The following is a 16,857-nucleotide window of genomic DNA, read 5'->3' as shown; positions in this document are numbered from 1 at the left end:
CTAAGGCTTTTTTTGAAAGGGGGAAGCAATATGACGGCTTTGATGAAGATACAATCCTTTATTCAGGCGTATGTGAAGGCGATTGCGTCCATTCTGGATGTAGATGTTACGATTGTGGATAATGAATTGGTTCGTGTGGCTGGAACAGGCATTTATGCGGACGAGATTGGCAAAACTGTGACTCACGCGAATTTTTTTCATCATATTCTGGTTTCCGGCGAGAGCGGCAGTATTACGGACAGCATGGTGGATTTGAATTGCAAGGGCTGCGAAAAGCGCACAACCTGCAGAGAGCTTGCGAATGTTGCCTATCCCATTTTCAAGGAGGGGGCTGTGGTCGGCATCATTTCCATCATCGCCTTCAGCGAGGGGGAACGAAAAAACCTTCTGGAAAACAGAGGGCAGATGGAGGAATTTCTGAAATATATGTCTGTCCTGCTGGAAAGCAAGCTGTATACGGACGAGGCGAAGGAGCGTCTGGAACAGCAGCTGCAGGTGGTGCATGATGCGGAAAAGGGATGGTCCTTCGTTGGGGACAGCCCGAAAATGAAGGAAGCCATTCGGATTGGCAAAAAGGTCGCAAAATCGAATTCGACCGTTTTTCTGCGCGGTGAAAGCGGCACGGGGAAGGAGATTATGGCGAAGATGATTCATGCCCTGAGTGACCGTCGTGATAAGCTGATGATTTCTATTAACTGTGCAGCAATTCCCGAAAATTTGGTCGAAAGCGAATTATTCGGCTACGAGGAGGGCGCGTTCACAGGGGCGAAAAAGCATGGCTCCATCGGGAAATTTGAGCTGGCGCATGGCAGTACGATTTTTCTGGATGAAATCGGGGATATGCCTCTGCCGGTGCAGACAAAGCTGCTGCGCGTGCTGCAGGAAAGCGTGGTGGAACGGATTGGCGGCACGAAGCCGATTCCCATTGATATCCGCGTGATTTGTGCGACGAATAAAAATATTGAGCAGATGGTGGAGGAGGGGGCGTTCCGCGAGGATTTGTATTATCGGCTGAACATCATCCCCATTGAGCTGCCGCCCCTGCGCAAGCGTAAGGAGGATTTGCCTGCGCTGATAGAATATTACATTGCGTACTATAATCAGAAGCTGGGAAAGAGCATGCGCGGCGTTTCGCCTGAGGCGCTGCAGACGCTGACAAGCTATGACTGGCCGGGGAATGTGCGTGAAATGAAAAATATTATTGAATATCTGGAAAATATTGCAGAGGGAGAAATCATTCAGCTTTCGGATTTGCCCGACCATATCGTGATGCGCTCCGGCAAGGGCTTTGAGGATTGGTCTCTGGACGAAATTGTGGAGGACTATGAAAAGCGTGTGCTGAGCAGCATGGTGAAGAAGGGCGCAACGCTGGAGGAAAAAAATCAGCTGGCAGAAAATTTGAAAATCAGCCGTGCAACGCTGTACCGTAAGCTGAAAAAATATGATTTATTATAATTCTTAAAAATGAGAATCGTTATCAGAAATGAGAATTTTTGTGTATAAAAAATACATCCATAATTTTGGATATTTCCGGTAAAAAAACAGGGGATTTTCTGCTGTGATGCAGACAGAAAAAAGAATCTGTTTTTGCATGACGTACAGGAAAAAGAACAATCCGAAGAAACCGGAATTTCATTCTCATATATGAGAAAACAGAACGAAAAAACCGCCGAAAACTGGCGGTTTTCTTTTTGGCACGATTCTTGCTCTATATATCCGCAGAAGGAAAAAATAAAATGATTGGGAGATATAGGAGGAAGAATTATGGATATGAATTTAGTATTTGACGCAATCAAAGCAGAAATGAAACCCAGTATGGGCTGTACCGAACCCGTTGCACTGGCACTGGCGGTTTCCAGAACCTGTGAGCATCTGGATGCGCCCACACAGAAGTTGGAAATGCTTATCAGCTCCAATATTTTTAAAAATGCGTACAGCGTACAGATTCCCAATGCAGGGACTTACGGCATTGAGCTGGCGTGCGTGCTGGGGATGCTGCTGAGCAAGCCCGGCAATACCATGGAAATTTGCGCGGGCATCAAGCCTGAGCATGTGGAAAAGGCGAAAAAGCTCGTTGCGGAAGGCTTTGTGCATGTAAAGGTTCTGAAAAGCAGTCAGTTCTACATTGAATGTACTGCAACAGACGGCAAGGATACCGTGCATACCATCACAGAGGACGAGCATGACAACCTTGTGTTCTGCGAAAAGAACGGCGAAGTGCTGTTGGATAAAAGAGTGAAGAAGGAAGCGGTCGACAGCGAAGAAAAGGAAGGCACCTTTGATGTAACAAAGCACACCTTCTCTGAATTTTATCACTGGGCAAACGAGGTGGATGTTGCGGATTTGCAGTTCATTAAGGAAGCCATTGACATCAATATGGAAATTGCGAAAAAGGGCATGGAGAAAAAATATGCCTTCGGCGTTGGCCCTACGGTACAGGATCTGCTGAAAAAGGGTCTGCTGAAATCTGACGTTGTAACAGCAGTCAGAAGTATTCCCGCGGCGGCGGCTGACTTCCGTATGAGCGGCGGCAACGGCTCCGTTATGACCTTCTGCGGCAGCGGCAACCAGGGCATTTCCACCACACTGCCCATGGCGGTATTCGCAGACAGAATGGGCATCCCCGAAGAAAAGCTGCTGAGAGCGGAATTCATGGGCATGCTGATGATTATGTATATGAAGAAATACGTTGGTCGACTGAGCCCCGTTTGCGGCGCAATGCTGGCAGGGACAGGCTCCGCGGCAGGCATGGCTTACATGATGGGCGGCACAGTTGCACAGGTAAGCGGCGCAGTACAGAACATGATGGGCTCTGTTGCCGGCATCTTCTGCGATGGCGCAAAGGGCGGCTGTGCGGTGAAGGTTGCAGCCTGCGCGAGTGAAGCGGTTTATGCGGCAATGTATGCAATGGACGGCAGTGTAATCGGCGTTTCCGATGGTATCAACAGCACAAAGGCAGAGGATACCGCAAAGAACCTTGCAAAGCTGAGCCATGAAGCACTGGATACCCTCGATATGAAGGTAATCGAAATCATGCAGACAAAGAAATAATCAAAAAAAGATTCAAAAAAAATTCGATAAGAAAATTCTGAAATAGCCAAACAAAAGCCCCTGTACCTTGAAAAGAAGGTGCAGGGGTTTTTATGTCCGAAAAATTATAGCTGAATCATATCGTCAATCATATTGCTGATTTTATCACGGCTGATTTTTTCGAGAATGGCTTTTTTCACAAAGCCATCCTTCGTAAAGCCAAATTCGGCAATATATTCCTCCAGCAAAGCGTAGGTTTCCGCATCCAGCGTAACGGAAAGCTTTTTGGTTGTCGGTTTTTTCGCCGTTGCTTTTTTTGCTGTTGCTTTGGTTGTGGCTTTCTTTTCTGCCATGCACACACTCCTTTTTGGTTCATTTATTTGCTCGGAAGATAGGATGCTTCCTTCAGGATAAAGCCGCCCTCCACAGGCTGATAGGTCAGCTGCAGCTCGCCGCAGGCGGTATCCGGTGCGGTTTGCAGCAAAAGGGTTGCGGTCAGCGTGTTTTCCACAATGCGATAGGTTACCATATCACTGAAAACCAGCTTGCCATAGCTGCCTAAATCGGTAAAGGTATGTACGCCTTCCTTCGTGGAAAGCTGATAGGTTCCGTCCTTTTCGGTAATCAGCGGTTCTGCGATTTCACGGGGATCGGGTACGAAATATTCCTCTAAGGTTTCTTTATCGTAAGCGACAATGCCTTCCACATGGAAGCCGCTGCCTGCGCCAACTGTGAAAATCACATAAATTTCATCCTTGCCATCGTTATTTAAGTCTGCAAGTGTAAGTGTCGGTGCATAGCTGCCGTCCACCAGACAATTTAACTGAAATTGCTCCTGCACATCCTTTGAGGTTAATACGAAATTTTCGTTTCCCTTATACACCAAAGAGATGGATTCCTCCGGAATTTCCGCAACAACCGTTGCAGCTGGGGGTACGGTTACTTTTTTCAGCATCGTAGTTACCTCTGCCTCGGCAACTGCGGCAGAAGGGAGAACATATTCCTCCGTACCAAGGAACACACCGCTGCCATACGCCCACTGAATTGCGGGAATGGCATAGGGTGTGATATCCGAAGCATCTGCAAAGCTGAGAATATTCGTGTTTTCTCCAACGGAAACATCATAGCCCTTATAAGCGGCATAGCGATAGAAAATGGCTGCAAGCTGTTCTCTTGTGATTTTCTGATTCGGCTCAAATTTTCCGTTACCGTAGCCGCTGACGATTTTGGCTTCCGCCGCCCAACGAACGGCATCTGCCGCAGTATCGGCAACGTCCGTAAAAGGCAGAGCATAATTGATGACGGGTGCGCCTTCCTGCTGCCACAGCAGGCTGATGACATCCTCTCTGGTGGCGGCATCTGTTGCTTCAGCAGCAAAAGCCGGTGCGGATGTACCCATAACCATAGCAGCACTGAGGGCGAGGAGCAGGGGGTGTTTTCGATTCATTTTGTTTCCTCCTTTATCAGAACTATGATTTTTCTTCTTTTCATCAGTATAGTGTGAGGGAAAAAAGAATGCAATAGATTTGAAAAAGTTTAAAGCTTTTGCAACAAAATTCACATTTTTTTACAAAGCTAGAAATGAAATTTTAAAAAAAGAAAAGGCTTCTGTTATGATTTCAAAAAAACAGTGCATACTAGGTTTGTACCAAATTTGAGGAGGGATTTTTATGGAACGCTGCAATGAGTGTATCAAATGTACTGTTGAGCAGTGCAGACATCACCACAACACAAAGAATTACTGTACACTGGAATCCATTCAGGTGGGCACACATGAAATGAATCCGACCAAAGACCAGTGTACGGACTGTATGTCCTTTGCTGTAAAATAACGAAATGAATGGAAGAAGCGGGTGCTTTGTACAGACAAGGTATCCGCTTTTTCTGTTGCATTGCGGCGGTATTTTATCGTACAATGGGAAGGAAACAGGAGGTAGGAGCATGAAGATTTATTTTGTACGTCACGGTGAAACGGATATGAATGCCAGAAATATGTTCTACGGCTGGTATGATGCGGATATCAATGAAAAGGGCATCGCGCAGGCGGAGGAGCTGAGAGCGGCATTTGAAACGATACATATTGATGCGATTTATTCCAGTGATCTGAAGCGCGCCTATCATACGGCGGAAATTATTGCGAACGGCAGAGAAATTCAGCCCGTTCCCGAAATTCGGGAGTTATATTACGGTGATTGGGAAAACCGCACATGGGAGGAAATGTCCGAAGCGGATTTAGAGGAATGGCATGGCTGGCTGACCGATTGGGTAGACAGAAGGATGCCAAACGGGGAAGCCTTTATGGAATTTTATGACCGCGTGATAAGAGGATTGGAGCAGATTATCAAGGAAAACAAGAGCAAGCATGTTTTAATCGTATCACATAATGGGGCTTTGAGTGCCATGCACTGCCATCTGACGGGGGCAGGCCCCAAGGCGTTCTGGCGGTTCAATTCCAAGCAGGGGCATTACAGTGCGGTCTGGGTTTCGGGAGAAAAGCGGACGTATGACTGCATGAATTACCCTGCGGTGTGGAAGGAAAATCGAAAATAAGCTGTCCACTTCATAAGGACAGACTGGCGCGAAATCGTTGATTTTATCGAAAAAACAGGAATCGGGAAAAAGTTTTTTCTGTAAAGGAAAAATACTTGACAAGGAGAGATTTCTCTGGTAGGATAGGTAAGGTGATTGTAAAGTAGTTATCCTTTACAGGAGGCAGGAAGAACATGGATGATATTTTGCAGCTGACTTTGCTTTATGATTTTTATGGCGAATTGCTGACGGAAAAACAGAAGCAGGTATATGAACTGCATTATCAGAACGACCTCTCCCTGACGGAGATTGGCGAGGAATTATCCATCAGCCGGCAGGCTGTCCGCGATCAGCTGAAGCGGACGGAGAAAATCCTTCTGGATTATGAGGAAAAGCTGCAGCTGGTTTCCCGTTTTCAGGCACAGAAAAAAGCCGTGCAGGAAATGAAGCACATCATGGAGGGACTGGAAAAGAAAAATCCGGACGCATCTGTGGTGAAGGCAATCGCAAAAATGAAAAAAATCGCTGACGATATCTTGTCCTGAAAGGAGGTCGCGATTGATGGCATTTGAAAATCTTTCCAATAAGCTGCAGGAGGTATTCAAGCAGCTGAGAAGTAAAGGCGTGCTGACGGAGGCAGATGTAAAGGCTGCCATGCGAGAAGTAAAAATCGCCCTTCTGGAGGCAGACGTTAACTTCAAGATTGTTAAGGAATTTATTAAAAAGGTAACAGAGAGAGCTGTCGGTACGGAGGTACTGCAGGGGCTGAATCCCGGACAGCAGGTTATCAAAATCGTAAACGAGGAACTGATTGCGCTGATGGGCTCCACACAGGCGCAGCTGACCTTTTCCAGAAAGCCGCCCACTGTTTTCATGATGGTTGGTCTGCAGGGTGCAGGTAAAACAACCACAAGCGGCAAGCTGGCAGGACAGCTCAGAAAGCAGGGCAGAAGTCCTTTGTTGGTTGCTTGTGACGTTTACAGACCTGCGGCAATCAAGCAGCTGCAGGTGGTTGGGAAAAATTACAACATTCCCGTATTTGAAATGGGCACAGAGGTCAGCCCTGTGGAAATTTCAAAAAAAGCATTGGAGTATGCGGCACAGCAGCATCATGATGTTATTTTAATCGATACGGCAGGTCGTTTGCATATCAATGAGGAGCTGATGCAGGAGCTGCAGGACATCAAAACGGCAGTCAGACCGCAGGAAATTCTGCTTGTGGTCGATGCAATGACAGGGCAGGACGCAGTTACGGTTGCGGAAAGCTTTGACGGTCAGTTAGGCGTAGATGGTATTATTCTGACAAAGCTGGACGGTGACGCACGAGGCGGTGCGGCGCTTTCTGTCAGAAGCGTAACCAACAAGCCTATTAAATATATCGGTATGGGCGAGAAGATGGAGGATTTGGAGCCGTTTTATCCCGACCGAATGGCATCCCGTATTCTGGGGATGGGCGATGTACTTTCTCTGATTGATAAGGTGCAGGCGAATATTGATGAGCAGGAAGCGCTCGATATGGCAAAGAAAATGCGTGCCAACGATTTCACACTTGAGGATTTTCTTGCGCAGATGCAGCAAATTAAGAAAATGGGGCCCTTGAAGGATTTGCTCGGCATGATGCCCGGCATTCCCGGAATGGGCAAGCTTGATCTGGAATCGGCGCTCAATGGGGTAGACCCCCAGAAGGAAATGGCAAGAACCGAAGCCATTATCCAATCCATGACGAAGGAGGAAAGAGCAAATCCTTCCATTCTGAATGGACCTCGAAAGAAACGTATCGCCGCAGGCTGCGGCAGAAGCATTGCAGATGTCAATCGCCTCATCAAGCAGTTTGAGGAAATGAAAAAAATGATGAAGCAGATGAACAATATGCAAAAAGGGAAAAAGGGTAAATTTCCTTTCTTCCGTTAAACAAAGACACTTATTCCGTCAGGATTAAGAAATAAAAGGCAAAGAAAAAATAAGAATTTTTAAAAGCAGGAGGACAAAATCATGGCAGTAAGAATCAGACTGAAAAGACTGGGCGCAAAGAAGGCACCTTTTTACAGAATCGTTGTAGCAGATTCCAGAACATCCAGAAACGGCAGATCTATCGAAGAAATCGGTATCTATGATCCTACAAAGGAACCCGTTGTTCTGAAGGTAGATGCAGAAGCAGCAAACAAATGGCTGGCAAACGGCGCACAGCCTTCCGATACAGTAAAGGCTCTGCTGAAAAAAGCAGGCGTAATCGGCGAATAAATCCTATTTAAGGGAGGCCGATTTATGAAAGAATTGTTAGAAGTCATTGCAAAAAGACTTGTGGAACATCCCGAACAGGTTGTGGTTGCAGAAACAAATAACGAACGTGCTTTGATTCTGGAACTGAAGGTTGCTCCCGAGGATATGGGTAAGGTCATCGGCAAGCAGGGCAGAATTGCAAAGGCAATCCGCACTGTGGTAAAAGCCGCCGGCATCCATGAAGACAAAAAAATCATCGTGGAAATTGTGCAGTAAGCAGAGGAAAACGGTGACGGCGGTGGGATTTTTCCTGCCGCCTTTTTCATATCAGATAAAAAGGAATGGGTTTCATATATGGAAAATTATTTTGAAATCGGTAAGATTACCGGAACACACGGGATTCGCGGCACGATGCGCGTTTTCCCGACCACGCAGGACCCGACGCGCTTTGAGCGGCTGAAGGAAATTACCGTGGAGATTCGCGGCAAGCAGGAGCTTTTTCACATTCAGAAGGTGGCATATCAGAAAAATATGATTCTGCTGACGGTAAAGGAAATCAATGACATCAATGTGGCGGAGCTGTATAAAAATGGGCGGATTTTGATTCCCGATGCTGCTGCGATTCCTCTGGAGGAGGATGAATATTATACCCGCGACCTCTATGGGATGCAGGTTGTGACGGATGAGGGGGAAGCGCTGGGCGAGCTTGTGAAGATTTACGAAACGGGCGCGAATGATGTGTATGCGGTGAAAAAGGATGGGGACGCAAAGGAGCTGCTGATTCCTGCCATTAAGGACTGCATTTTGAAGGTAGACATTGATGCGCGCGTGATGACGGTACATCTTTTGGAAGGACTGAGATAAAATGAAGCAGTTTTTCGTGTTGACGCTGTTTCCCGAAATGATAGAGCAGACGCTTTCACACAGTATTATGGGCAGAGCGCAGAAGGAAGGGCATATTTCCGTGGAGGCGGTCAATATTCGTGATTTTACGCTGAATAAGCATAAGCATGTGGACGATTATCCCTATGGCGGCGGCGCAGGTCTGGTGATGCAGGGACAGCCGATTTATGATGCCTATCAAAGCCTTCTGCCGAAAGCGGAGCATGCGCGCGTGGTTTTCATGACACCGCAGGGCAGACCCTTTACGCAGCGTGTGGCAGAGGAGCTGGCGCAGGAGGAAAATTTGGTTTTTCTTTGCGGACATTATGAGGGCATTGATGAACGCGTGATTGAGGAAATTGTGACGGATGAAATCTCTCTGGGGGATTTTGTGCTGACGGGCGGCGAGCTTGCGGCAATCACAATCATTGATGCGGTTTCCCGTCTGGTGCCGGGGGTGCTTGGAAAGGAGGAATCCTTTGAGGATGAAAGCTTTTCCGAGGGGCTTCTGGAATATCCGCAGTACACGCGTCCGCCTGTGTTTATGGGTAGAGAAGTGCCGGAGGTGCTGCTGAGCGGACATCATGGAAATGTCGCGAAATGGCGGAGAGAGCAGGCACTCATTCGTACTGCAAAAAAACGCCCCGATTTGCTGAAAAAGGCGGTGCTGACGAAACAGGACATTGCATTTTTGCAGAAGCAGGGCATTACAATAGAAGAAACGGAATAAAAAAAGGAGCTGTTATTCAGTTCCTTTTTTGTATACACAGATATTTATTTGCTTGATATTTATTTGTTCATATTGCGGATGTGCATATAAACGGTGTTTTTGGAAATACCCAGATGGTTTGCGATGGTGATAACGGAATCCTTCAGATTGAAGATGCCCTTCTGATACAGCAGGGAAATAATTTCCTTATTCTTATTGGAGGAAGAAATCGTGAGATTGCTGTAAACGGTTTTTTTGGCATCCTCCAGTGCATTCAGCATCAGCTCCTCTGTATTTTCTACAAAGGTTTCGGAGATATTTTCGGATTCTGTTTTCGTGATGGGCGTGAAGGTCTGCATGAAGGAAAGCAGGGGGGTATTCAGATAATAATTGATGCAGAACAGCCCGATAATCTGGTGCTTCTCCCCAAGAATGGCGGAAATAGACGCTTTAAAGGCTTCGCCGCGTTTGTTTTTGGCAAAGTAGGTGACGTGGTTCATGCCGGGGGTTGCCATCATTTTATTGACAAAATTCAGTGTAACCTCGGAAATGGGCGCACCAACCTGTCTGCCGGAAAGATGCCCATTCACAATTTTGACAACAGAAGCATCCAGCTGTGTCAGGTCATGAATGATGACCTCGCAGTTTTCTCCCCAGAATTCTGCCAATCCGTCCGCAGACAGCATATAGGATTCCAAAATGGCTTTTTCTTTTTCGCTCAGAATTGTAATTGAATGATCCATAGAGTACCTCCATGCACAAATAAGCTGTTTTTACAGCTTGAAAAACGGTTTTTATGTTCTTATCATACAGGAAAGGCAGATGTTTTTCAAGAGGGGAATCGTAATTTTGATGAAAAAATTTAATTTCGCTGAACAAATTGTTACCATAAAACAAAAATTGGAAATCCGTTAAAGGAGCGTTAAGAAAATCCGTATCCGTCTATCTTAACGGAAATTTTATAGTTTTCGGAGAGATTCTTTTTTATAATAAAAACAGGTAAAGCAAAAGCGACATAAAGGGGTGGGTCAGAATGAGAAAAACCTTGATTTATAAAAAAAGAGTACAGGATGAAACAGGCAGAGAATATATCCTGTGGTATTCTCTGGTGATTCGTGTCGCAGAGCACGGGCGGATTTATGGCGTGGAAATAGAAAAAACAAACGAATACGGACGGCAGGAGCGGGCGCTGATTGCCGGTATCTCCGAAGAAAAAAAGGAAACACAGTATTTTCTGGAAAGACTCTGGTGCGGAGCTGCCATGCCGGCAGAGCTGAATGCGCTGTATGATGATTATATCGGCGAAAAGGAATGGCAGGATGACAGAGGAATTTACGTCGCTTGCTAAGAGAAATCAAAGCCTTGGTTTAAAAGCTAAGGCTTTCTTTTTTTGCAAAAAAGCATGCTTGTAGGATATCGTGGGAGGCAAAATGGATGGTTTTTGTAGGAATTGGTGAAAAATCGGGGCGGAATGAAAAAGATTTCTCCAAAATACAAGGGGTAAAACCGTTGCAAATGGGAAATGCGACCGTTATAATGAAAAAATAAAGTGGCGGTTTTTCTACGAAAGAAAGGAACAGTATATGAGCGAAAAGGTTTCTGTACCCGAAATTTTTGGGATGAATGTATTCAACGATGCAATGATGCGTGAGCATCTGCCGAAAAAGGTTTACGAGGAATTGAAAAATACCATTGAACGTGGGGAAATGCTCAATTCCGAGATTGCGGATATTATTGCCAATGCAATGAAGGATTGGGCGATTGAGCGCGGCGCAACCCATTATACGCACTGGTTTCAGCCAATGACAGGGATTACGGCGGAAAAGCATGATTCCTTTTTAGCGCCTCCCTCCAACGGAAGAGCAATTATGGAATTTTCCGGCAAGGAGCTGATTAAGGGGGAATCCGATGCGTCCTCCTTCCCCTCCGGCGGTCTGCGTGCGACCTTCGAGGCGCGTGGCTATACGGCTTGGGACTGTACCTCTCCTGCATTTTTGCGTGAGGATGCGGCAGGGGTTACCTTGTATATCCCGACGGCGTTCTATTCCTACACAGGCGAAGCACTGGATAAAAAAACACCTCTGCTGCGTTCCTGTGAAGCGGTCAGCAGACAGGCAATGCGTATTGTGCGTCTGTTCGGCAACCAGACTGCGGAAAAGGTAACGGTCAGCTGCGGCGCAGAGCAGGAATATTTCCTGATTGACAAAAATCTTTATCAGAAAAGAAAAGACCTGATTTTTACAGGGCGTACCCTTTTTGGTGCGGCTCCCCCGAAGGGGCAGGAGATGGACGACCATTATTTCGGCAGTATTAAGGAAAGAGTTGCCTGCTTCATGCACGAATTGAATGTGGAGCTATGGAAGCTGGGTGTGCCTGCAAAGACACAGCACAACGAGGTTGCACCTGCACAGCATGAGCTGGCACCGATTTTTGAGGACTGCAACAAGGCAACAGACCATAACCAGCTAATTATGGAGGCAATGAAGCGAATTTCCGGACACCATGATATGACCTGCCTGCTGCACGAAAAGCCCTTCGCAGGCGTGAACGGCAGCGGCAAGCATGTAAACTGGTCTCTGAGCACGGATGATGGGCAGAATCTGCTTGATCCTGGGAAAACACCGCATGAAAACGCACAGTTCCTTGTATTTCTGTGCGCGATTATCAAGGGCGTGGATGAATACCCTGAACTGCTGCGCCTTTCTGCAGCCAACCCCGGCAACGATCATCGTCTCGGCTCGCAGGAGGCACCGCCGGCAATCATTTCCATCTTTCTTGGCGACCAGCTGCAGGATATTTTCGACCAGATTGAGCATGGCGGAGCAACAAGCAGCCTGCAGGGCGGCAGAATGAGGGTTGGTGTAAACACGCTGCCCGCACTGAAAAAGGACGCAACGGACAGAAACAGAACCTCTCCCTTTGCCTTTACAGGGAATAAATTTGAATTCCGCATGCCGCCTTCCTCTGCATCCATTTCCGGTCCGAATTTCTCCCTGAACACGATTGTGGCAGAGGAGCTGCAGAAATTTGCGGATGAGCTGGAGCAGGCAGAGGATTTCAACGCGGCAGTGCATGAGCTGGTACGCAGAACCTATGTGGAGCATAAAAGAGTCATTTTTGACGGCAATGGCTATTCTGAGGAATGGCTGGAGGAGGCGACACGCAGAGGGCTGCCCAATATCACCAATTCCGTGGATGCGGTACAGGCATTTCTGGATGATAAGGTGGTTGAGCTGTTCGGCAAGCATGGCGTTCTGAGCAGCATCGAATTGCAGGCAAGAGCGGAAATCCGCTATGAGGCCTATATCAAGCAGATTAACATTGAAGCAAAAACCATGCTTGATATGGCATCCAAGCAGATTCGTCCTGCGGTTGTGAAATATGCAGGGGAGGTTGCGCAGGCGATTATCGCCATGAAGGCTGTCGGCATGGATACCACCGCACAGGAAGAAATTTTGCAGGATATCAATGAAAATCTGAAGCTGCTCCACGAAAAGCTGAAGGTTCTTGAAGAAGAAACCGAGCGCGCAGGGGCATTGCAGGAGGATAATAAAACACAGGCATTCTTCTATCGTGACCATGTATTCAAAGCAATGAAGGAGCTGCGGGAGCCTGCCGACCGACTGGAGCTGCTGGTGGATGAAAACAGCTGGCCTCTCCCGACCTATGGGGAGCTGCTTTTCAACATATAAGCTTATTGTATGACAAGTTAAGAGCAAAATAAAAAAGAAACCACGTTTTTTTAAATGTATTTTTGAAGAAACGTGGTTTTTTCGCGCTTATCGACACTTTTTTGACAGACAAAGAACGATATTATTTGTATGACAAGTATCGAATAAATGCAAAAATTATAGATAAAATCATTGAAAAGTATAACTTTTTTACAAATGATAGTTCGGATACAATATATTTTTGACGGTTTATATGTCAAAAATTATGTATTTTTTTAAATACGAAGCAAAAAATCTGTGAATTTTCTTGCAACTGAGAAAAAGTTGCGTTATAATGAGACCGAGGCAAGAGAAAAACAACAAAAAAATATCTAAAATATTTTCTTGATAAAAGCATAATTTATTAAATTTTCATAGAATGGCACTTTTGAAATACATTTATTGGAAATTTTGCATAAAGGTATTGTGAGAGAAACCCGAAATGGTTTGGAGGCGAAAACGATGGTAGCTGACGACAGAAGAATCAGAATTATCACAGGTCACTACGGCAGCGGCAAGACTGAATTTGCAGTCAATTATGTCAAGAAGCTGCGCGAGAGCGTAGACGGAAGGGTAGCCATTGCCGATTTGGATATTGTAAATGTTTATTTCCGCTCCAGAGAGAAAAAAGAAGAGCTGGAAGAAAAAGGAATTCAGGTAATTGCATCCAACTTGGATACGGCAGTTGCGGATGTTCCTGCGGTTTCCGGCGCGATGACGATGCCTGTCATCAATAAGGAATATCAGTATGTGGTAGACCTTGGCGGCAACGATGTCGGCACACTGGTGCTGGGCAGAATCAAACCTCTTTTGGATCATGCGGAAGCAGACTTTTTTATGGTAGTCAATGCCTACCGCCCGAATACCTCTACACCTGAGGGTATTATCGAGCAGATGGAAAATCTGGAATATGCGGCTGGGCTGAAGGTGACAGGCTTCATCAATAACACGAACCTTGTTAGAGAGACAACGGCGGAATGTTTGCTCCATGGGGACGAAGTATTGAAGGAGGTAACAAAACGCACAGGGGTTCCTGTGAAGTATGTTTCCTATGTCAAGGATGTAATGACAGAGGAAATACCAGAAGGACTTTCTGGGGAGCTTTTCCCTATGGAGTTTAATATGAGAAAGACCTGGATGTAAATTCAAATATTTATGGAGGTGTATTTTGAATGGCAAAAGGTAAAGTAACGATCAATGAAGTGATTTGTAAGGGTTGCGGCCTTTGTGTATCTGTTTGTCCTAAGAGCGTACTTGCTCTTTCTACAACAAAAATCAATCCCGCAGGTTACAATCCCGCAGAAATGATCAACGAAGATTGTATCGCTTGCACAAGCTGCGCAAAGATGTGCCCTGATTGTGCGATTGTAGTAGAAAGACTGGACTAAGAGAGGAGGAATTTTCAATGGCAAAAGTTTTGATGAAAGGCAACGAAGCAGTTGGTAAAGCGGCTATTGAGGCGGGTTGCAGATATTTCTTTGGCTACCCCATCACTCCTCAGTCCGAAGTACCTGAATATTTATCTGTTGAATTACCCAAGGTAGGCGGCACATTCGTGCAGGCTGAATCCGAGGTGGCAGCAATTAACATGGTTTACGGTGCAGCAGCAGCAGGCGCAAGAGTGCTGACAAGCTCTTCTTCCCCCGGTATTGCACTGAAGCAGGAAGGTATCGGTTACATCAGTAACGCAGGCCTGCCCGCAGTTATCATCAACATGATGCGTGGTGGCCCGGGCCTTGGTACCATTCAGCCCGGTCAGGCTGACTATAACATGACAGTAAAGGGTGGCGCAAACGGCGACTACCACAACGTAGTTCTGGCTCCCGCATCCGTACAGGAAGCTGTTAACATGGTTATGGAAGCATTCGATATCGCTGACCAGTATCTTCTGCCCGTTATCATTCTGGCTGACGGTCTGATTGGTCAGATGATGGAACCCGTTGAATTCAACTACGTTCCCAGACCCAACCTGCCCGAAAAAACATGGGCTCTGGTAGGTCACTACGGCGCAGAAAGAAGCAACATCAAAAACCTGGTTATCGAACCCGATGAATGTGAAGCATGGAACCATGATCACTTCAAGGTATATGATGAGGTTGTGAAGAACGAACAGGCTTGGGAAGAATACAAGATGGATGATGCAGAATATGCATTCGTTTCCTACGGTACAGCTTCCAGAGTTGTTAGAACAGCAATCGGCTATCTGAGAGCAGAAGGCTACAAAGTAGGTATGATCAGACCTAAAACACTGTGGCCCTTCCCTCAGAAGGCATTCGATAAATTCAATGATAAAATCAAAAAGTTCCTGGATGTGGAAATGTCCATGGGCCAGATGGTTCCCGACGTTGCATACGCATGTAACGATAGAAACAAGGTTGCATTCCACGGCAGAACAGGCGGTAACGTACCTACTGTAGATGAAATTGTTGAATTTGGTAAAGAAGTTATGGGAGGTGACAAATAATGGCAGTTGTATTTGAAAAAACAAAAGGTTTAACAGACGCGAAATTGCATTATTGTCCCGGTTGTGCACACGGTATCGTACACAGACTGGTAGCAGAAGTTCTGGAAGAAATGGGCGAGCTGGGCAACTCCATCGTTGCAGTTCCCGTAGGTTGTGCAGTATTTGCAAACAACTACTTCAACATTGACGCAATCCAGTGTGCGCATGGTCGTGCTCCCGCAACAGCAACAGGTATCAAGAGAGTACATCCCGAACAGACAGTATTTACATATCAGGGCGATGGTGACCTTGCTTCCATCGGTACATGTGAAATCGTTCATGCAGCAGCGCGTGGTGAAAAGATTACAACAATCTTCATCAACAACGGTATCTACGGCATGACAGGTGGCCAGATGGCTCCCACAACTCTGCCCGGCATGAAGGCAACAACAGCTCAGAACGGCCGTGACCCTAAGGTAAACGGTAACCCTCTGCGCGTTTCCGAAATGCTGGCATCCCTGACAGGTCCCGCATACATCGAAAGAGTATCCATTTCCACACCTGCACAGGTAGCAGCTGCGAAGAAAGCAATCAGAAAAGCATTTGAAATCCAGAAACAGGGTCTGGGCTTCACCTTCATCGAGGTTGTAGCTTCCTGCCCTACAAACTGGGGTCTGACACCCGTAAAAGCTATGGAATTTGTAAGAGAAAAAATGATTCCTTACTATCCTCTGGGCGTATATAAAGATATCACAGTAGAGGAGGGCAAATAATTATGAGTACATTTTCTTCTATCATCGCAGGTTTCGGCGGCCAGGGCTCTCTGCTGATGGGTAAAATTATGGCTTATGCTGGCATGCTGGAAGGCAAAGAAGTTTCCTGGTGTCCTTCCTATGGTCCCGAAATGCGTGGCGGTACTGCAAACGTAAACGTAATCATTTCCGACGAAAATGTTGGTTCTCCCGTTGTTACAAAGGATGCAGACTGTATCGTAGCACTGAACCAGCCTTCTCTGGATAAATTTGTAGGCGTTGTAAAGGAAGGCGGCGCTCTGGTTGTGAATGCTGACCTTTGCACCGTTGGCGCTGTAAAGGATGGCGTTAAGGTATACGCTGTTCCCGCAAACAAAATTGCAACAGACAACTTCGGCGGCTCCAAGCTGGCTAACCTGGTTATGCTGGGTGCAGTTGTTTACGCAACAGGCGCAATTGATATTGCAGGTCTGGATGAAACATTCGCACATGTTTTTGAAGGCGGCAAAGCAAAATTCATCCCCAACAACAAAAAAGCATTTGAGTTGGGCTATGAATATGCAAAAAATCTGTAATCTTATA

The 16,857-nt window shown here is 46.3% G+C and carries 20 protein-coding genes; 17 read left to right on the top strand and 3 right to left on the bottom strand.

The window, feature by feature from the left end:
* The first annotated feature begins 30 nt into the window (after positions 1 to 30).
* Together GPK49_RS04275 and GPK49_RS04270 are read left to right on the top strand one after the other, a co-directional pair.
* Entirely contained in the window at positions 31 to 1,455 is a 1,425-nt protein-coding gene (locus tag GPK49_RS04275; RefSeq protein WP_215676847.1) for a sigma 54-interacting transcriptional regulator, read from the top strand.
* A 309-nt stretch (positions 1,456 to 1,764) separates the two neighbouring features.
* Positions 1,765 to 3,051, top strand: a complete 1,287-nt coding sequence (locus GPK49_RS04270) for an L-serine ammonia-lyase, iron-sulfur-dependent, subunit alpha (protein WP_215676846.1) — start codon at positions 1,765 to 1,767, stop codon at positions 3,049 to 3,051.
* Between the two features lie 104 nt (positions 3,052 to 3,155).
* Here the strand turns inward: GPK49_RS04270 and GPK49_RS04265 are convergent, their stop codons facing one another.
* Positions 3,156 to 3,383, bottom strand: a complete 228-nt coding sequence (locus GPK49_RS04265; protein ID WP_016407957.1) for a hypothetical protein — start codon at positions 3,381 to 3,383, stop codon at positions 3,156 to 3,158.
* Positions 3,384 to 3,406: 23 nt separating this feature from the next.
* Entirely contained in the window at positions 3,407 to 4,477 is a 1,071-nt protein-coding gene (locus GPK49_RS04260; protein ID WP_118579131.1) for an S-layer homology domain-containing protein, read from the bottom strand.
* A gap of 223 nt (positions 4,478 to 4,700) precedes the next feature.
* Between GPK49_RS04260 and GPK49_RS04255 the strand changes: the two genes are divergently transcribed.
* The 8 genes from GPK49_RS04255 to trmD all read left to right on the top strand — a co-directional run bounded on the left by GPK49_RS04255 (position 4,701) and on the right by trmD (position 9,391).
* On the top strand, positions 4,701 to 4,862 hold the full coding sequence (locus GPK49_RS04255) for a DUF1540 domain-containing protein (RefSeq protein WP_016407955.1): 162 nt from the start codon (positions 4,701 to 4,703) through the stop codon (positions 4,860 to 4,862).
* A gap of 109 nt (positions 4,863 to 4,971) precedes the next feature.
* A complete protein-coding gene (gene cobC / locus GPK49_RS04250) occupies positions 4,972 to 5,580 on the top strand; it encodes an alpha-ribazole phosphatase (RefSeq protein ID WP_215676845.1) in 609 nt (202 codons plus the stop codon).
* Positions 5,581 to 5,753: 173 nt separating this feature from the next.
* Positions 5,754 to 6,104, top strand: a complete 351-nt coding sequence (gene ylxM, locus GPK49_RS04245) for a YlxM family DNA-binding protein (RefSeq protein WP_016407953.1) — start codon at positions 5,754 to 5,756, stop codon at positions 6,102 to 6,104.
* 16 nt (positions 6,105 to 6,120) lie between these two features.
* Complete coding sequence (gene ffh / locus GPK49_RS04240) at positions 6,121 to 7,470, top strand: signal recognition particle protein (protein ID WP_016407952.1); 1,350 nt, start codon at positions 6,121 to 6,123, stop codon at positions 7,468 to 7,470.
* Between the two features lie 81 nt (positions 7,471 to 7,551).
* Positions 7,552 to 7,800 carry a 30S ribosomal protein S16 gene (gene rpsP / locus GPK49_RS04235; RefSeq protein WP_016407951.1) on the top strand — a complete coding sequence of 83 codons (249 nt, stop codon included), beginning with the start codon at positions 7,552 to 7,554 and terminating at the stop codon, positions 7,798 to 7,800.
* A 24-nt stretch (positions 7,801 to 7,824) separates the two neighbouring features.
* Complete coding sequence (locus tag GPK49_RS04230) at positions 7,825 to 8,055, top strand: KH domain-containing protein (RefSeq protein ID WP_016407950.1); 231 nt, start codon at positions 7,825 to 7,827, stop codon at positions 8,053 to 8,055.
* 78 nt (positions 8,056 to 8,133) lie between these two features.
* Positions 8,134 to 8,643, top strand: coding sequence for a ribosome maturation factor RimM (gene rimM, locus GPK49_RS04225; RefSeq protein WP_118579125.1), 510 nt, complete (start codon positions 8,134 to 8,136; stop codon positions 8,641 to 8,643).
* A 1-nt stretch (position 8,644) separates the two neighbouring features.
* Entirely contained in the window at positions 8,645 to 9,391 is a 747-nt protein-coding gene (gene trmD / locus GPK49_RS04220; RefSeq protein ID WP_215676844.1) for a tRNA (guanosine(37)-N1)-methyltransferase TrmD, read from the top strand.
* A 59-nt stretch (positions 9,392 to 9,450) separates the two neighbouring features.
* Here trmD and GPK49_RS04215 read toward each other — a convergent pair whose 3' ends face one another.
* Positions 9,451 to 10,113, bottom strand: coding sequence for a helix-turn-helix transcriptional regulator (locus GPK49_RS04215; RefSeq protein WP_118579122.1), 663 nt, complete (start codon positions 10,111 to 10,113; stop codon positions 9,451 to 9,453).
* Between the two features lie 290 nt (positions 10,114 to 10,403).
* Here GPK49_RS04215 and GPK49_RS04210 point away from each other — a divergent pair, with 290 nt between their 5' ends.
* The 7 genes from GPK49_RS04210 (at position 10,404) to GPK49_RS04180 (ending at position 16,850) form a co-directional block, all read left to right on the top strand.
* Positions 10,404 to 10,718, top strand: a complete 315-nt coding sequence (locus tag GPK49_RS04210; RefSeq protein ID WP_215676843.1) for a DUF6514 family protein — start codon at positions 10,404 to 10,406, stop codon at positions 10,716 to 10,718.
* Between the two features lie 235 nt (positions 10,719 to 10,953).
* Positions 10,954 to 13,062, top strand: a complete 2,109-nt coding sequence (locus GPK49_RS04205) for a glutamine synthetase III family protein (protein ID WP_215676842.1) — start codon at positions 10,954 to 10,956, stop codon at positions 13,060 to 13,062.
* 480 nt (positions 13,063 to 13,542) lie between these two features.
* On the top strand, positions 13,543 to 14,223 hold the full coding sequence (locus GPK49_RS04200; RefSeq protein WP_016407944.1) for a hypothetical protein: 681 nt from the start codon (positions 13,543 to 13,545) through the stop codon (positions 14,221 to 14,223).
* Positions 14,224 to 14,252: 29 nt separating this feature from the next.
* Positions 14,253 to 14,468 (top strand): 4Fe-4S dicluster domain-containing protein, encoded by a 216-nt coding sequence (locus GPK49_RS04195; protein ID WP_016407943.1) that lies wholly within the window; start codon positions 14,253 to 14,255, stop codon positions 14,466 to 14,468.
* Between the two features lie 17 nt (positions 14,469 to 14,485).
* Entirely contained in the window at positions 14,486 to 15,544 is a 1,059-nt protein-coding gene (gene vorB / locus GPK49_RS04190; RefSeq protein WP_016407942.1) for a 3-methyl-2-oxobutanoate dehydrogenase subunit VorB, read from the top strand.
* Positions 15,544 to 16,296 (top strand): thiamine pyrophosphate-dependent enzyme, encoded by a 753-nt coding sequence (locus GPK49_RS04185; RefSeq protein ID WP_016407941.1) that lies wholly within the window; start codon positions 15,544 to 15,546, stop codon positions 16,294 to 16,296. Before vorB ends, GPK49_RS04185 begins: the two co-directional genes overlap by 1 nt.
* Before the next feature lie 2 nt (positions 16,297 to 16,298).
* The gene (locus tag GPK49_RS04180; RefSeq protein WP_016407940.1) at positions 16,299 to 16,850 is read left to right on the top strand and encodes a 2-oxoacid:acceptor oxidoreductase family protein; all 552 of its coding nucleotides are present in this window, start codon (positions 16,299 to 16,301) and stop codon (positions 16,848 to 16,850) included.
* Positions 16,851 to 16,857: the final 7 nt, after the last annotated feature.

This window comes from Clostridium sp. MCC345, from assembly GCF_018785345.1.
Lineage (GTDB): Bacteria > Bacillota > Clostridia > Lachnospirales > Anaerotignaceae > Anaerotignum_A > Anaerotignum_A faecicola.
This window is presented reverse-complemented; position numbering and strand designations above follow the sequence as displayed.

Coding starts and splice junctions, on each gene's coding strand:
- GPK49_RS04185 (WP_016407941.1), top strand. CDS start 15,544: ATGGCAGTTGTATTTGAAAAAACAAAAGGTTTAACAGACGCGAAATTG.
- GPK49_RS04210 (WP_215676843.1), top strand. CDS start 10,404: ATGAGAAAAACCTTGATTTATAAAAAAAGAGTACAGGATGAAACAGGC.
- ylxM (WP_016407953.1), top strand. CDS start 5,754: ATGGATGATATTTTGCAGCTGACTTTGCTTTATGATTTTTATGGCGAA.
- GPK49_RS04275 (WP_215676847.1), top strand. CDS start 31: ATGACGGCTTTGATGAAGATACAATCCTTTATTCAGGCGTATGTGAAG.
- GPK49_RS04230 (WP_016407950.1), top strand. CDS start 7,825: ATGAAAGAATTGTTAGAAGTCATTGCAAAAAGACTTGTGGAACATCCC.
- GPK49_RS04205 (WP_215676842.1), top strand. CDS start 10,954: ATGAGCGAAAAGGTTTCTGTACCCGAAATTTTTGGGATGAATGTATTC.
- GPK49_RS04265 (WP_016407957.1), bottom strand. CDS start 3,383: ATGGCAGAAAAGAAAGCCACAACCAAAGCAACAGCAAAAAAAGCAACG.
- trmD (WP_215676844.1), top strand. CDS start 8,645: ATGAAGCAGTTTTTCGTGTTGACGCTGTTTCCCGAAATGATAGAGCAG.
- GPK49_RS04255 (WP_016407955.1), top strand. CDS start 4,701: ATGGAACGCTGCAATGAGTGTATCAAATGTACTGTTGAGCAGTGCAGA.
- vorB (WP_016407942.1), top strand. CDS start 14,486: ATGGCAAAAGTTTTGATGAAAGGCAACGAAGCAGTTGGTAAAGCGGCT.
- GPK49_RS04180 (WP_016407940.1), top strand. CDS start 16,299: ATGAGTACATTTTCTTCTATCATCGCAGGTTTCGGCGGCCAGGGCTCT.
- GPK49_RS04215 (WP_118579122.1), bottom strand. CDS start 10,113: ATGGATCATTCAATTACAATTCTGAGCGAAAAAGAAAAAGCCATTTTG.
- GPK49_RS04260 (WP_118579131.1), bottom strand. CDS start 4,477: ATGAATCGAAAACACCCCCTGCTCCTCGCCCTCAGTGCTGCTATGGTT.
- GPK49_RS04270 (WP_215676846.1), top strand. CDS start 1,765: ATGGATATGAATTTAGTATTTGACGCAATCAAAGCAGAAATGAAACCC.
- rimM (WP_118579125.1), top strand. CDS start 8,134: ATGGAAAATTATTTTGAAATCGGTAAGATTACCGGAACACACGGGATT.
- GPK49_RS04200 (WP_016407944.1), top strand. CDS start 13,543: ATGGTAGCTGACGACAGAAGAATCAGAATTATCACAGGTCACTACGGC.
- cobC (WP_215676845.1), top strand. CDS start 4,972: ATGAAGATTTATTTTGTACGTCACGGTGAAACGGATATGAATGCCAGA.
- GPK49_RS04195 (WP_016407943.1), top strand. CDS start 14,253: ATGGCAAAAGGTAAAGTAACGATCAATGAAGTGATTTGTAAGGGTTGC.
- rpsP (WP_016407951.1), top strand. CDS start 7,552: ATGGCAGTAAGAATCAGACTGAAAAGACTGGGCGCAAAGAAGGCACCT.
- ffh (WP_016407952.1), top strand. CDS start 6,121: ATGGCATTTGAAAATCTTTCCAATAAGCTGCAGGAGGTATTCAAGCAG.